Annotated in this window: 11 protein-coding genes; 6 read left to right on the plus strand and 5 right to left on the minus strand. The window is 36.9% G+C overall.

What is annotated here, in order from left to right:
• Positions 1-44: 44 nt before the first annotated feature.
• Positions 45-2,462, minus strand: coding sequence for a bifunctional aminotransferase class I/II-fold pyridoxal phosphate-dependent enzyme/GNAT family N-acetyltransferase (locus P163_RS13495; RefSeq protein WP_034892269.1), 2,418 nt, complete (start codon positions 2,460-2,462; stop codon positions 45-47).
• Positions 2,463-2,687: 225 nt separating this feature from the next.
• On the opposite strand from P163_RS13495, the gene P163_RS13500 reads away from it, so the two are divergent.
• The 3 genes from P163_RS13500 (at position 2,688) to P163_RS13510 (ending at position 4,512) form a co-directional block, all read left to right on the plus strand.
• Positions 2,688-3,059 carry an STAS/SEC14 domain-containing protein gene (locus tag P163_RS13500; protein ID WP_034892272.1) on the plus strand — a complete coding sequence of 124 codons (372 nt, stop codon included), beginning with the start codon at positions 2,688-2,690 and terminating at the stop codon, positions 3,057-3,059.
• A gap of 20 nt (positions 3,060-3,079) precedes the next feature.
• Entirely contained in the window at positions 3,080-4,003 is a 924-nt protein-coding gene (locus P163_RS13505) for a helix-turn-helix domain-containing protein (RefSeq protein WP_034892277.1), read from the plus strand.
• A gap of 218 nt (positions 4,004-4,221) precedes the next feature.
• On the plus strand, positions 4,222-4,512 hold the full coding sequence (locus tag P163_RS13510; RefSeq protein ID WP_034894404.1) for a DUF6520 family protein: 291 nt from the start codon (positions 4,222-4,224) through the stop codon (positions 4,510-4,512).
• A 70-nt stretch (positions 4,513-4,582) separates the two neighbouring features.
• Here P163_RS13510 and P163_RS13515 read toward each other — a convergent pair whose 3' ends face one another.
• From P163_RS13515 to P163_RS13525, 4 genes are read right to left on the minus strand one after another with little or no spacing between them, the layout of a single operon-like run.
• Positions 4,583-7,474, minus strand: coding sequence for a M16 family metallopeptidase (locus P163_RS13515; RefSeq protein WP_034892280.1), 2,892 nt, complete (start codon positions 7,472-7,474; stop codon positions 4,583-4,585).
• Positions 7,475-7,484: 10 nt separating this feature from the next.
• Positions 7,485-7,940 carry a RagB/SusD family nutrient uptake outer membrane protein gene (locus P163_RS18775; RefSeq protein WP_316930081.1) on the minus strand — a complete coding sequence of 152 codons (456 nt, stop codon included), beginning with the start codon at positions 7,938-7,940 and terminating at the stop codon, positions 7,485-7,487.
• Entirely contained in the window at positions 7,940-8,890 is a 951-nt protein-coding gene (locus P163_RS13520; protein WP_316930082.1) for a RagB/SusD family nutrient uptake outer membrane protein, read from the minus strand. Before P163_RS13520 ends, P163_RS18775 begins: the two co-directional genes overlap by 1 nt.
• Before the next feature lie 10 nt (positions 8,891-8,900).
• Complete coding sequence (locus tag P163_RS13525; RefSeq protein ID WP_034892283.1) at positions 8,901-11,879, minus strand: SusC/RagA family TonB-linked outer membrane protein; 2,979 nt, start codon at positions 11,877-11,879, stop codon at positions 8,901-8,903.
• Positions 11,880-12,548: 669 nt separating this feature from the next.
• Here P163_RS13525 and P163_RS13535 point away from each other — a divergent pair.
• The 3 genes from P163_RS13535 to P163_RS13545 all read left to right on the plus strand — a co-directional run bounded on the left by P163_RS13535 (position 12,549) and on the right by P163_RS13545 (position 14,339).
• Positions 12,549-12,782: a hypothetical protein gene (locus P163_RS13535; protein WP_034892288.1), complete on the plus strand. Its 234-nt coding sequence runs from the start codon at positions 12,549-12,551 to the stop codon at positions 12,780-12,782.
• A 305-nt stretch (positions 12,783-13,087) separates the two neighbouring features.
• Entirely contained in the window at positions 13,088-13,867 is a 780-nt protein-coding gene (locus tag P163_RS13540) for a hypothetical protein (protein ID WP_034892291.1), read from the plus strand.
• Positions 13,857-14,339 carry a hypothetical protein gene (locus P163_RS13545; protein WP_034892294.1) on the plus strand — a complete coding sequence of 161 codons (483 nt, stop codon included), beginning with the start codon at positions 13,857-13,859 and terminating at the stop codon, positions 14,337-14,339. Before P163_RS13540 ends, P163_RS13545 begins: the two co-directional genes overlap by 11 nt.
• Positions 14,340-14,403: the final 64 nt, after the last annotated feature.

The following is a 14,403-nucleotide window of genomic DNA, read 5'->3' on the forward strand; positions in this document are numbered from 1 at the left end:
TTTTATAGGGTAAATATTAAAAAATATGCTTCAAAGGGGGGGTGTTAATCTTTACGTAACCAATCTAAAGCTTCAAGACTAAAGTTGTCATCCGCTTGAACATAGGCTATTTTAGGTATTAAAGTGGCTCCCAATTTCTTTTTTTCAAAACTGGCGCTAAGGCCAAAATTAATTTTTTCGAACTTTAAAATCCCGGCCGTTTTTATTGCCTGGAGTAAAAGCTGGCGATAGACATTTAATTTTTCATTATATTCATAATCCACGCCTACAAAAGCGGGTATGAAAGTTTTTCCAGATCGCGTTATAAACATCACACCTACGATCTTATCCAATGCGTCGGGATTATCTGCTTTAAGATATAATGTTAGAAAATCCCACTTCGGACTTTTAACCATTTCAGTAAATAGCTTTTTAGGAAATTTAAAAGTGTTAATTCCTAAATTGTTACTCCAAACCTCTTCAAATAACTGGTAATATTTGTCAATTTGTTCTGGGGTAGGGGAGCATACGATCCTGGTTTTAAAATAGTTCTCAAATGCCTTGATATCCTTTCTGAAATGTTTCCTGGAGCGTTTACTGAGTGTGGAAATATATTGTTCTTCATTTCGCCAATTGAAATTGGCAATTTCACAGGAATCGGGCATATCTATGGAAATAAAACCTTGTTTGTGAAGAAAAGTGTTCAACGTATTTGTTTTTTTAAAATCCCTTAAAATGATGAGTTTAGCCCTCACCTTGGCCTTTATTTCATCAATTTTCTTCAGAAATAACCGCATCGAGCGAATATGTAATGGATGATCATCGTCTAAAAACAAATGGGCTCCCTCTGAAAAAACCGAGCCTAAGGATAGAACGACATCGGTCATATAATAGGGATCCTGTTCACGAATTTCTTCAATGGCTTTCGAGGTATTTGCATCAGAAAGCATATCATTTTTTAAAAGCGCACTGGTAAGGGGTGCCGCCAATATCATTTTTCCTGTTTTGTCCTTTATCGTAATGTAATGGAAGCCCCAGTTATGCTCCTGTAAATTATTATTGGTAAACACTTTCTCCAAAAAATCAAGACCATCCCAGTCAAAAGTACCTTTCCCGGAAAAGCAGGTATCCCATTCCAGTTTATTTGTTTGTTGAATGGTTTCGAAGTATTCCAGGTTTAGCTCATCCATTTGAGTAGTTGGAAGATTGGTTTTTTCGGTTGTTTGAATTCCAAATGATTTGTAAATCCTGTTTAAATCAGTATGGGTTTCTTCCATTGCTATGGGAAAGTAAAAGCTCATCGCATCTACCAATGCTTTTATATTTTTCATTTCATTATGTCTGGAAATCGTCACCCTAACCCCGGTATTTTTAACCGGAACTGCCGGAAACAAACCAAGATTGACAAAAAAACCGGCCTCCATCATTTTGCTTACAAAATTATACCCTGTAGCCGGGAGCCCTGTACCAATATAAAATACCGGGGAGGTATTCTTATGTACCAGGGGTAAATTCGAAGTCTCTAACAGTTGATTAAAGTAATCAATTTTAGCAGCTAAATCTGACTGTAGTTCATAGATTTCAGGGGAGAGATGAATCTCCGCAGAAGCAGTGGCAGCAGCAACTGAAGCAGGTTCTAATTGGGCTGAAAATGTAAGGGGTCCTCCGAAATTTTTAATTTTTTTATGCAATTTTTTATCAGGACATACCAGCACCGCACCACTAGCCCCAAAAGTTTTACTCAAAGTGCCGAATAATAGTATATTCTGCGGAAGCTCTTTCAATTCAGACATAACATACCCCGAACCGTGTTTTCCTTTCCAACTCATTCCGTGAACATCATCAATGTAAAGATGTAACTGCGGGTACTTTTTGGATAACTCCATTAAGTCTTGTAAAGGGGCATAATCCCCATACATGGAATAAACCCCGTCTGCCATATACCAAATTTTATTGGCCTTATTTCTTAAGTCTTTGATATAATGTTCCAACATATCCATATTGTTATGCCTGATCATCCTTACTGTTACCCCTTTTGATTTTAAAACCTCCGTGGCACTTTGTACACTCCAGTGTACCTGGTGATCCAAGATCACCGCATCACCAGCTCTTACAGCAGTGGGAATGACTGCTAAATGTCCAAGTGTACTATTTTTTGTAATGAGTATGGGATGCTCGTACATTTGGAAAATTTTTTCTTCTAAGGGCGCATAGAGCGGGTGCGAAATATATGTTTTGGACAAAGGAAACTGGGTTCCGTATTTTTCAATAGCATTTATTGCTGCGCTTTTTAACCTTTTATCTTGTTCAAGGCCTAAATAACCCGTTGTACCGAAGTGATAAGAAGGTTTCCCGTTGATGGTTATACGCCGTCCGTTTAATTCATTGCCTTCTGCATGGAGATGGATTACCCCGGCATTTGTTGCATTGGTGATTACTTCATCAACCGTATCCAGGAAATTATTGTGTTTAACCTTAGCCATAACTTTTGATATGAAAATTTCCATTTCAAGCTATGATAAATATCTATTATAATTCTGTGCGTTATAATAAAAAGTCTTTTCAGAACAGTTATTCGGCTTTTCGTTCAAATGCCATTAAAACCTATGAGAATAACTTTATAACATAGTGCATAAAATCAAGGAAAATGTTCTGGTAAGACGTATTGAAATTTTGTTTTATATTAGTGATATCCAAATTATTACGGGATGGTTGTGGATGGTACCTATGCAAAAATGTGGATTTCCAGGGGGATCCTTTACTTTGTCTATAAAGAAATTTATGAGATCAATAGGAGTATGGCCAAACAGATCGTAAGCCAGCGGTTACAGCTGCAAAATGAAAATTCATATCCTATATTTTGTGACCTAAGGGCTGTCACCATCGCACAAAAACAAGCCAGGGATTATTTGGCTATTGAAGGTGCATATATGACAACGGCACTCGCCCTACTCGTTGAAGATGAGCACGCCATGGCAATCGCCCAGATGTATATTAAAACAAATAACCCGGCTTATCCTACCCGAGTATTTACTGATAAGGAAAAGGCGCTTGCGTTCTTGCAGGACTATAAAAAGTAACCATTAATAAAATAATAATTATGGAAAAGGAAATCAGCAACGAAGAGAAAATGAGATTCAATTCTTTGTACCAGCAGATCATTGAAATTGCCTGTGGTAATTTTATGTTACGCCAGGAACCGTCCGGTCGTAGGGATCCGCTAGACACTATTGGTGTATTGCTAAATATGATGTCCGAAGAAATTTATAATTCCTGTTTCAAACCCCAGCAGCGGGAAGAACACCCGGAATTCCATTTTTCAATATTCCTGGATGAAAATTATCATATAACTTCCTATACTAGCGAAACTCCCAAGATCCTGAAATGGGATGAAAAGAAAATTAATAGGCCAGTTTCAGAAATTCTTTCCAGTAATTCGGTAAAAGTTTTAAAAGAGGAATTGGAATCAAATGGTGAAAAACCTTATCAGCGATTAATCCCTTTAGACTTTCTAACTGAAAATAAAAGCCTTTACAGAGCTTCTTGTACGATTCAGAAGATGACGGGCATTAATTCAGACTGTTCTTTTGCAATTACCGCTTTTCGTTTCGGAAATAAAGATGAGGAGGATGAGAAAGATAGGAATACCGCCCGGTCTTCAAAACCAGGAAAAAAGGAAAGTGCCGCAACAAAATTACTCCTAAAACAAGTGCGTCTCTATATTCTCCGGAACCTGCATACGGAGCTGCCCTCCCTTAAGGAATTAGGACTTATTCACCGTACGAACAAAACTAAACTCAAAGAAGAATTCAAGAAAATGTATGGGACTACGATACCCAGGTTCCATATGAAAAAAAGACTTGAAAAAGGTGCCCTTTTAATTCGAAGTACGGAATTGCCTATATCCATAATTATGCAAAAATGCGGTTTTAAGGATCATTCACATTTTTCTAAAAATTTCAAGCTCCAATATGGTCCGACGCCTTCGCAATATAGAATGGAGAATGCCTGGTCAATTCAATAACAGAATAGTTTTTCGGCTTTAGCGACCATTTTCTTTGAGCTTATTTGATGAAATTTACTATTGTAAATGATAGTAGCCATAAGCTTATACTACTTTCAATTTTCAGTAATGCACTGGAATATTTACACCATAAAAGAAACGTTATAAATCTTTTTGCGCAGAAAGTAGGAGAAGCCGAAAATCCTTCAAAGAGTAGGTATATATTAAAACTTTATATTATGAAAAAGTTATTTTTAATTCCAGCAATGGCCCTTCTTGTTGTTCTAGGCATGTCCTTTACAAGCGAGAATCCAGAACCAGAAGTTAAAGACCAGGCAAATGATTATTTGCTGATTAATGGTGAATGGGAAGAAATTGCCGAGCAACCGTGTACAACTTCCGGGCCTGAGGATTGCCGGGTACAACTTGGTGAAAATGGACCGATTTATCGCGTTTACGACGAGATGGACACCTCTACCTTAAAAAAGAATGACACAGGTGATCCAATTGTGATCGCTCCACCATTCTAATGGTCAGGTAGAAGTTTAATGATAGCACATTGTATCTTCATACAATGTGCTATTTTTATTTTAAGGTACTTTAAAATTGTTGCTTACTTTTACTTTTCAATTCATATTTAAACTCGTTTTTAAAATATTTTTGCGCTGTTTCCTCAATATCCTCAACAGTTAAAGAAGATAAAAAATTCTGGATTTCGTCGACCTTAATTATTGGCTCATTATATTTATAATGACGATACAAGGATTCATTATTCCAAAGAGATAAATCTTCAAATTGCTGATATTGAGAAATCAATTCTTCTATTGCTTTTTGTAAATAACTTTCCGAGAAATTGCCCCGTTGTATATCATCAATAATATCCTTCGTTTTCTTTTCTACCAGGGACAGTTCTTCTTGAGTACAGTTAAGCCTAAACTTTAATTCATATCGGCCCATAGCGCGGTTGTAATATCCCCCAGCTGAAAAATAATATAATGCGAGTTCCTCCTCATTTCGCAACCTGTATAATAAAGCATTTGCAACTTTTCCTAGTACCTTTACTTTTAACTCCTCTTTCCAATCACCAATGCTTTCTTTTCCCTTTATATAAGCCAAAGCATAATATGCATTATCCGCATTTTGTGAATTTTCCAGGTTAATACTTTTTGAAATAGGACCCTCCGCTAAACTTATAGGTTTCCCAGGTTCGCATACTATTTCAGAATCTGATTTAAAATGTGTAGGTAGATTGCCAAGATATCTTTGGATGATAGGAAGTAATTTTTCTTTCTCAAAATTTCCGGTAATAATAAAAGTTAATTCTCCGGGACGAGTAAAAAGCCCATTGTATATATCTAAGGCTTTATTCAGCTCAACCTCTTTTATCGCCTCAATCCTTTTGGCACCAATTGGTGGCGCACTTTTATCTTCAATTAATTCGTTGAGTTTGTTATTTAAGTCATTTATCGGGTTGATTGCTGTTTCAGAAAAAAGTAACTGCTCTCTTTTCCAGTGCTCATAAGCCAACTGATTCTGATGGGGCTTGGATAAAAATAGATAAATCAATTGCATAAGGATTTCTAACTCGTCGTTATTTACACTTGCCTTCAAACCCGCTTCGTTATAATTAACATAAAGATCCACACCTTTTTTTAAAGAGGTGGTAGTTTGATAGAATCGGTTTAATTCAAATTTATCAAATTGTCCTGCTCCAGAATTTTTAACCAAAGAAGGAGCTAGAATCGCCGAATTATGATCTTTTTCTGGAAAACAAGATGCTCCATTTTTAGAAAATCCACGAATTGTCATTTTATCACTTTGCGAATATTTATCAGGCTTTAGAATTAATTTTATACCATTGGATAATACATACTCTTTACTTTCTAAAACACCATCATTTATGGACATTGGATTACCAATCTTCAAGTTTTGTTTTTCCTCTGGAGAGATTAGATAGTCAATAGTTTCAGGAAGTTCGTAAGCAGTAACTGGCTTACTAAATGATTTAGAGATATAGTTTCTAGTGAATTTTTCAGAAATTAATTCAGTCTTATAGTATTGAGGAAGAATTATACCTATATCTTCAGGCATACCGGAAACAAAATCATAGGCAAATTTATTGATTTCCTCAAGCGATAAGTTTTTTATGAATGATCTTATCTTGGAGTTCTTATGTTCTGGAAGCGATTCTCCCCTGATAAAATGATCCCTTATTTGTTGCTGCCAATAGCCATAATTACTATCGCTAATAAGCGGATACTCACTTAAAAGTTCTTTTTTCGATTCTTGGAATTCAGATTTTTTAATCCCGTATTTTTTTAGCTGTTTCAAATGTCCAATACCATCCTGTAGGGCTTTCTTTTTTTTTAGCGTATCTGTCCTAATAACAACTTTGAAATTGTTATTGATTTCTCTCTCCTCCAAAAGTTCGACAAACGGCCTATACATACTATAAAATTCTGAGGATTTGTGGAAAGAGTTTTGTAGTTCCTTGAAACGCTTATTTAACACCTTACTAAGTAAGTCGGCTTGTATTTTTTGTTCGATACCTGACATCATTCTGCTATCTTCCGGTGTTATTTTATTTGCGTAATTCAGGTGAATTTCAACCGAATGTTTTCCCGAATTATTAGTATGCTGTACTTGACTTTTCACGATCCCGAATCCCGGTCTTTTTTTCAAAGACCTAGTAACCACATCATTTTTCGAATTTGGTGGTGTTGTTGATCTTGGGGTTTCAAATTGTTTTTTAATAAGGCTTTTTAACTGTGCTGGATTTTGAATCTTCCCAATGATACTAAGAGCCGCCCTATCCGACCTGTACCATTTTTCATAAAACATCTGTAAATCCTCATAGGGAAAATTTTTATTATGCCAGACAAAATTTTTCCTATCAGAGATCCAGGGAAATAACATTGATTTTAACTGGTTCTTGATTCTATTGCTTCCACTTTCATTTTGTTTTAATAAATATTCCTGTAAGAGCACCCCCCTTTCTCTATCAACACTTTGCTTAGAAATATCAAGACCAGACATAATATCGCTAAACCAAAGAATACCGGTTTTCAGAGCTTTTTCAGTTACCGGGGCTTTTAAAAAATAATTAGTCTGATCAGCACCAGTCATACCACCTAAGTCTTCCGTACTCATTCCTAAAGCTGACAACAGCTTTGTATTCCCGGCTAAGCCTTTTTGCTTCCGAAAATTTTTTGTGGCTCTAAAAGACAGGTGTTCAACGGCGTGGGCGAAATTTACCTCTTCATCGCTTTCATAGTATGAGCCTACTTTAACCATCAAATTCATTTTTATATCAGGTAATGAATCAACTGGTTTTATATAATAAGTAAAACCATTATCTAACACCCCATAGATGATACCCCCATCAATTGTACTGGGATCCATTGGTAATTGTGTTTCTTTGTTTATCTGGGCATTCACGGAAGAATAAACCAAGAGGAAGAATGGTAAAAAGCATTTATAAATAATTTTCATATTTTTAAATTTAATATCCGGGATTTTGTGAAAGGTTGGGGTTTTTTAAACGCTCCTCCTGGGGAATGGGGAATAATAAATTTGTTTGCTCCCAGGAGGGTTTGTTATCGCCTAAAACTTTTTCTGCCATTTCTGTACGTTTTAGGTCCAACCACCGATGCCCCCATTCGGCAAACAATTCCCTTCGTCGTTCTTCAAGAATAATGGCTATTAATTCTTCCTCCTCGGTATTGATATTATCAAGAGAAAGGGATCCAATTCCTGCTCTATCACGTAATACATTTAAATCTTCCAGACCGGCTGATATATCATTTTGTTGGAATTTTGCCTCAGCCCTTATCAGGTATTGTTCAGCAAGTCGAAATACCATGGAGTATTCTACTATAGGAAAGTCACTGCTATTCCTTATTTTATATTTATGAGGGAAATATGCGTCAACAGGTTCGCTGTAACCGAGCCATTCCATTAGTCTTTTATCCTCAGAACCGAAGGCAGCATATAGATCTCCGGATATTTTAACCGAGGCAAAAAAATAAAGTACCGGATCAATGATAAAAAATTACCCTCACGTGTATGTGTGGTCATCTCTCCATTCCCAATAGGCGAGATCTGCCAAATTGCCTCCGAACTATTTGCAAGAAATACCTCATTAAGATTATTTAAAATTTCATAGCTGGAATTCGCCTGAATAACCTCCGTGCTTAAACTTTCTGCCAGACTCCAGTTTTCCAGGTATAAATACACCCTGGATAATAATGAAGTAGCCGTGTAATAGTTCGCGTGTATTCTTTCACCTGTAGGGTACTCACTCTCCAGGACTTCCCTGGATATTTCCAAATCTGCGATTATCTGGTTATAAATTTCATCGGAAGGAGTACGGGATGCCAACTCATTATTACGATAATTCGAAGAGAGTACCAGCGGAACATCCCCATAGAGGTTAACCAAATAAAAGTAGGCAAAGGCCCTCACAAATCTCGCTTCGCCCTCCAGGCGTAATTTCAGGTCAGTAGGTAAATCTTCGGCAGATGCAACGCCTTCCAGAAATGAATTGGTAAGATATATTATCTGGTAGGCTCCCTGCCATAATTCGAAATTGCTCTGGTTATCAGGCGTAAGCTCATTTTCCTGAAATTGCATCCATTCTACATTGGAGGTTCTTAAGCTCTGGATATTGTCTGCAGATAAACCAGCCAATACTGTGACGCTACTTTTCGACCCATTACAAAAGGCCGCAACAAATAATTGATTGTAGATGCCTTTCAGGGCACTAATTGCAGTTTCTTCACTTCTAAATACATCATCGCGAATTAGTTTATTATTAGGTGCTGGAACTTCAACGAAATCGTCACACGAGAATAATAAAAAACCAAGCAATGCGATTACAGTCTTATAGGTATATATTTTAATTTTCATCTTTAGTGATTTATAAATTAATTTGAACTCCTGCCGTGATAGTTCGCAGGTTCGAAAATCCTGCCCCCGATACGGCCTCGTCGGGGTCAAGTCCATCGTAAGGGGTAAAGGTTAGTAGGTTCTGTCCGTGAAGAAATAACCTGAAGTTCTCTATGGCACTTTTTCCTATTAGGGCCTCAGGTAAATTATATCCAAGCGATAAGGTCTTCAGTCTCAGATAAGAAGCATCCTGTATTGAAAAATCGGTATTAACCACATTCATAAAGGCAGTTGAAGCCTGGGTTGATTGGGAATATTGTTGGTAGCCTTCGTCGGTTAAAACCTTGTCTATTGGGTTGGAATCCCTGCCTGCATTAAATAATGTATGGCTCCCCTGCTGTTTTACAAACTGCCATAGAAATTGTAAAGAAAAGTTCTTGTAAGTAAGGTTATTATTAATCCCCCCGTAAAATTCCCTATTAAGATCCTGGATATTTATTCGATCTTCATAATCTATACTACCATCCTGGTTTACATCACGCACGGTATAAAATCCTGTTTCGGGATCTAAACCTGTATAATCGTATAGGAGGGAAATATTTAACGGATGCCCAATGCGATAAGTATTGGCATAGGATGATTGCTCAATACCGGGATAGCTTATTAACTCGTTCTTTGGGAAAGTTAGGTTAAACGAAGTTTCCCATTGAAAATTCTTATTGGAAAAATTTCGGCTGTTAACCTCAATCTCCCAACCTGTATTTTCTACGGTGGCAGGTAAATTGGCCTGGACGGAATTAAAACCGGTAATATAAGGTAATGCGTATCCAACTAGCTGGTTGGAAGATCGATTTCGATACCGACTAAGATTTACCTGTAAATGATTTTTTAGAAAACCCAATTCAATACCTACTTCCAGCTTTTTATTGGTTTCCCAGGAATAATCAGGATTAGATAAGGCGGTAGGGTACAAACCGCCAGGACCTACGGTAGCTTCATAAGCATCCAAAAAACCATAATCCCCAATCTGGTCATTGCCTGTTATCCCATAACTTCCTCTAATTTTGCCAAAGCTTAGAAATGAGAGGTTGTCACCTATAAAATTTTCATCGCTAAATATCCAGGAAGCACCAATAGCTCCAAAATTTGAAAATCTTTTGTTAGGTCCAAAGCGGGAAGAACCGTCCCTTCTGCCGGTTAAATTTAGATAGTACTTCCTATCCCAATTTATTCCCACTCGTGAAAAGAGGGCAGCATACCGGTAAACTGAATTTGCATTGCTGGCGTTTATAATATTTTCAGCCGCAGCTATATTCCCGATAAGTGCTTCAGAAGCATAACCGCTTCCCTGAAAGCTTACCCTGTCTGTTGTATTTTCCTGGAAAGTAGCTCCTACAATTGCATTTAGATTGAATTTTGAAAATGCTAAATCATAAATTAACTGGGGTTCTACAATCCAGGATTTCCGGGTTGAACTAGTATGGGTAGATATATTGGGGAAACTACTATCAGGACTGTAAGACCTGCTGGGCAGCATCCAAAATTCTTCGCTGTTATAATGCGTATAGCCCAAATTGGTTTTAAGCCTTAATCCTTTAAAGAACTGGTAGGACAACGAAGCGTTGGAAATAAGGTTATTGGTCTTGGTTTCACTTTTATTAAAATTCCCTTCAAGAGGGTTGTTTAAACCAGCTACAGCCCAATCCTCCCAATTCAAGGAGCCATCACTATTAAATACTTCCGGTGCATTTGGGGGGAGGCGGGATACTGATGAATTTAAACTAAGGTTACCCACCAGGTTATTAATATCTACCCCGTAATTTACCGATAGGTTTAAATTGAACCTGTTGTTTGCCGATCTATGGTTCAAGCTAAAATCTCCAGTGACTTTATTGTAATCATAATCTCCCGGGTAAACCGTTCCCTGTTTAAAATAAGATCCCCCAAAGCGGAAAGAGGTATTATCATTCCCACCAGAGAAGGTAATATTTGCATTGGTGGTTTCCGAGGTGCCCCCATAAAGAAAATCCTGCCAATCGGTATAGCGGTCCTGGTCCCATAAAACTAAATCATAGGCATTGTATTGTGTAGGTTCCACGCCGTCATTTTCAAAAGCAGCCCTCCTGACTTCAAGGTATTCCTGGGTATTCAATAAATCCAGCCGGTTGGGCACGGTTCCGGCACCCTTAAAAAACCTGGCTTCCAGACCTGTTCCACGTTGTTTCTCGGTTTTAGTTGTGATCAAAACAACCCCATTGGCCCCACGCGACCCGTATATAGCAGTAGCATCAGCATCCTTTAAGACTTCTATGCTTTCAATGTTGGAAACATTTAAATTGTTTAGTGGGTCTAAACCGGCAGTACCTATTATTGAATTGGTTTCTACCGGGGTAGAATTAATAGGAACCCCGTCAATAATATATAAGGGGTAGTTCCCTTCGTCACGAAGGCTGTTTGTACCCCTTATTCGAATTGTTGAAGCTGTACCCGGATTACTGCCTCCCAGAGTTATCTCTACCCCAGCCATTCTCCCTTGGAGTGCCTGAATAGGACTCACCACCGGTTGTAGTTCTATTTCCTCAGCAGTTACCCTAGAAATATTACCTGTACTCTCGCGCCTGGTAGTATTATAGTAACCAGCATTAATTTTTACTTCGCCAAGCGCAGAAACATCCTCCTCTAATTGAATGCTAATTTCTTCGTTGTTATCTACCAGGATTTCTACAGTTTTATATCCTATATAGGAAAAGACCAAAATGCCATTGGCAGGAGCAGTGATGTTGTACTCGCCATCCAGGTTAGTTATTGTTCCTCTGTTGGTATTTTTAACTGTAACGGTCACCCCAGGTATAGGAATCCCGTTTTGATCTTGTACTACACCTGAAATTTCTTGCTGTTGCAAGGGCAGTGGGGCAGTGGTTGCCGCATTAGCAGCACTAGCAAGGAAGAAGAGTATCCCGCCTATAATAATTAGCGCCACCCATTTAAGGCGCGAGTAATTATTTTTCATAATTTTACGTGTGATTTTAAGTGAAACATTGTTTTACTTAAGCTTAGGCCTTCCCCTCCAGACGCCAATCTTCAGGGAAGGCTTTGAGCTTAATTCAAATAGTCCCTTTACTCTCGATGGAGGAGCAAGGGTATCCCGGCTCCCTATAGCCGAAACTGCAAACCTATTACTAATGTTCCCAAGCCCTTTTAAGGCTTTTCCCAACCCACGCTGTAAAAAAAAATAGGGTATCACAGCACCCACGGGATTGTAAAAATTTTGGCCTGTCCCGCAACAAGCCTAAGATTAGACATACTTTAAGATAACCAAAACAGTTGTTTTGGTGTTGCGAGACTTAAAAAATTGTAGAAAATCACTTTGAAAATTAAGAAGAGAAATGACGTAGTTCGAACTAAAAAATAGACGTGGAACTCAACTTATTGTATAGGAGGTACTGGCGGTACCTTTACCACAAATAAGTGAGCCCACGCCGTTTTATGAGCGTGAGCATGATCACTTATCATCCCGTGGTAATATTAAAACGCCAGTTTTCCTATACGAGATTCAAAGCGTATGCTTCTATATTTTTAGAAGTAAACGCAAATATAATATCACTCAAATATATATAAAAATTTTTAAGTGCGTACGATCGTGCGCAATTATTTTTCAAAGTTCCTCTTCTTTTGTTATATGGCTGGTATAAATTTTATTATTTGTGATTTTATAAATAGGGAGTGGATAAAGCCATGGCTTGATCAGAAACGATCGCAACGTTCTTTCGCTGATAAATGTAACGTAGAAGAAGGAATCATAAGAAAAATTAGAGGAAAAGCAGAATATCGTATTCCGGTGGAAACTCTCGAAAAAATTTGTGATGGTCAAGGAATTACCCTTCATAATTTTTTCAAGAAATTGGGGAAATAATTATTCAATTTCGAAAAAATAAGCTTCACTAACTGGTCTAATTGTTTTTGTAGAAATAATTCTGGTATACCTCAACTTCAAATTGAAAAGTCTATAGTTCCAACTGATTGCTTATTCTCTAACTATACTCACAACTCTTTTCTTTACGGTTTTCCGTATTCTTCTATTATTTTAAGGTTTTATATTTAGTAAAACTGGGTTTATCCTGGTATTTTTTTTAATTAAAAGGGTATTTTAGGTGGGGAGTTGTGCAACATATTTAATGAAAATTCAACTTCAATATAAAATAATTGTATTTTTGATTTGTGGAAAAAATTGGTGACATAGAAATTAGAGTCGTAGGAAAGTCTGGAAATCTTGAATTAAGTCCAGACAACTATGATATTAAGCAGATTGCATCCATTTTGCAAAATGTCGAGGATTTGTTGTATCCAAATAATAAAAAAGATAGACCGATTATTACCTATGATATAGAAGAAGGATCGGTTCGCCACATTTTTAAAACTTCTATTCAAGCGGTTATTGGATTTAGTGCTTTACTTTCTCAAGTTCAAGCGCAAAACAATATTGATTTTTTAGAATTAAAAACTGCAAGGGCCTTAGAGGAAATTCAAAAAATGTCTCGTCAAAAGAATTATGAATTTCAAATTAAGACTTCTTTAGAAAAGGACTATGAATTAAAGATTAATCCCTCCACAAAATTCTTTCGTACAGAAAATATCTGGTCGGATGCAGAATTTTATTTCTATGGTGTTTTAAAAGATGCAGGAGGAAAAAGTAAGGCTAACATACATCTAGATACAAAAGATTACGGTTACTTATCAATAGAAACTGGAGAAGAATTTTTGAAAGAAAGAGAAGAAAACCTTTTATATAAAAAATTCGGTGTTAGAGCATCTGGAAAACAGAATGTGGAAACTGGAGAAATTGACACAAAATCTTTGAAATTACTAGAATTAATAGATTACAATCCAAAATTTGATAACGATTATCTGAATACATTAATTAATAAAGCAAAAAATAATTGGAGAGGAATAAATGCAGATGATTGGTTGTTAAATATGCGGGGAGGTTATGAAGCATAGCGTTTTATTAGACACTAGTTTTTTTATTCGATTACTAAATGACGAAGATCCCCTTCATAGAAATGCAGTAGGTTATTACAAATATTTCTTGGAGAACGATGTAACCTTGAAAATTTCAACAATTTCAGTTGCAGAATATTGCGTTTTAGGCAAATTAGAAGATTTACCCTTAAAAGACCTTCAAATTATTCCATTCAATTTAAAAGAAGGAGAAAGAACTGGCGAATTTGCCAAAATCATTTTTAGTGAAAATAAAATTGAAACTGAAAAATTAACTCCTAGGGCTATAATTCCAAACGATTCAAAATTATTTGCGCAAGCCGATTTAGATAAAACAATATCCCATTTTGTGACGTCTGATGTGCGATCAAAAAACACTCTCGCACTATTAAAAAGAAGGGTGACTCCAAAATTTTCGATTATTTCCATTGATGTACCTCACACAGAAGCTTTCGGTATTTTAGATTTATAGTAAAAATACGTTGCACAACAAGTCGGTTCATCGCAAATAAAGACGGGTGTTGTCGAAAAAGCGT

Source organism: Gillisia sp. Hel_I_29, from assembly GCF_000744275.1.
GTDB lineage: Bacteria > Bacteroidota > Bacteroidia > Flavobacteriales > Flavobacteriaceae > Gillisia.

What these genes read in the sequence shown, in the direction of transcription:
- P163_RS13515 (WP_034892280.1), bottom strand. Translation starts at nt 7,474, where the DNA reads ATGAAAATTATTTATAAATGCTTTTTACCATTCTTCCTCTTGGTTTAT.
- P163_RS18775 (WP_316930081.1), bottom strand. Translation starts at nt 7,940, where the DNA reads ATGGAATGGCTCGGTTACAGCGAACCTGTTGACGCATATTTCCCTCAT.
- P163_RS13500 (WP_034892272.1), top strand. Translation starts at nt 2,688, where the DNA reads ATGGTTGTGGATGGTACCTATGCAAAAATGTGGATTTCCAGGGGGATC.
- P163_RS13520 (WP_316930082.1), bottom strand. Translation starts at nt 8,890, where the DNA reads ATGAAAATTAAAATATATACCTATAAGACTGTAATCGCATTGCTTGGT.
- P163_RS13545 (WP_034892294.1), top strand. Translation starts at nt 13,857, where the DNA reads ATGAAGCATAGCGTTTTATTAGACACTAGTTTTTTTATTCGATTACTA.
- P163_RS13505 (WP_034892277.1), top strand. Translation starts at nt 3,080, where the DNA reads ATGGAAAAGGAAATCAGCAACGAAGAGAAAATGAGATTCAATTCTTTG.
- P163_RS13510 (WP_034894404.1), top strand. Translation starts at nt 4,222, where the DNA reads ATGAAAAAGTTATTTTTAATTCCAGCAATGGCCCTTCTTGTTGTTCTA.
- P163_RS13525 (WP_034892283.1), bottom strand. Translation starts at nt 11,879, where the DNA reads ATGAAAAATAATTACTCGCGCCTTAAATGGGTGGCGCTAATTATTATA.
- P163_RS13535 (WP_034892288.1), top strand. Translation starts at nt 12,549, where the DNA reads ATGGCTGGTATAAATTTTATTATTTGTGATTTTATAAATAGGGAGTGG.
- P163_RS13495 (WP_034892269.1), bottom strand. Translation starts at nt 2,462, where the DNA reads ATGGCTAAGGTTAAACACAATAATTTCCTGGATACGGTTGATGAAGTA.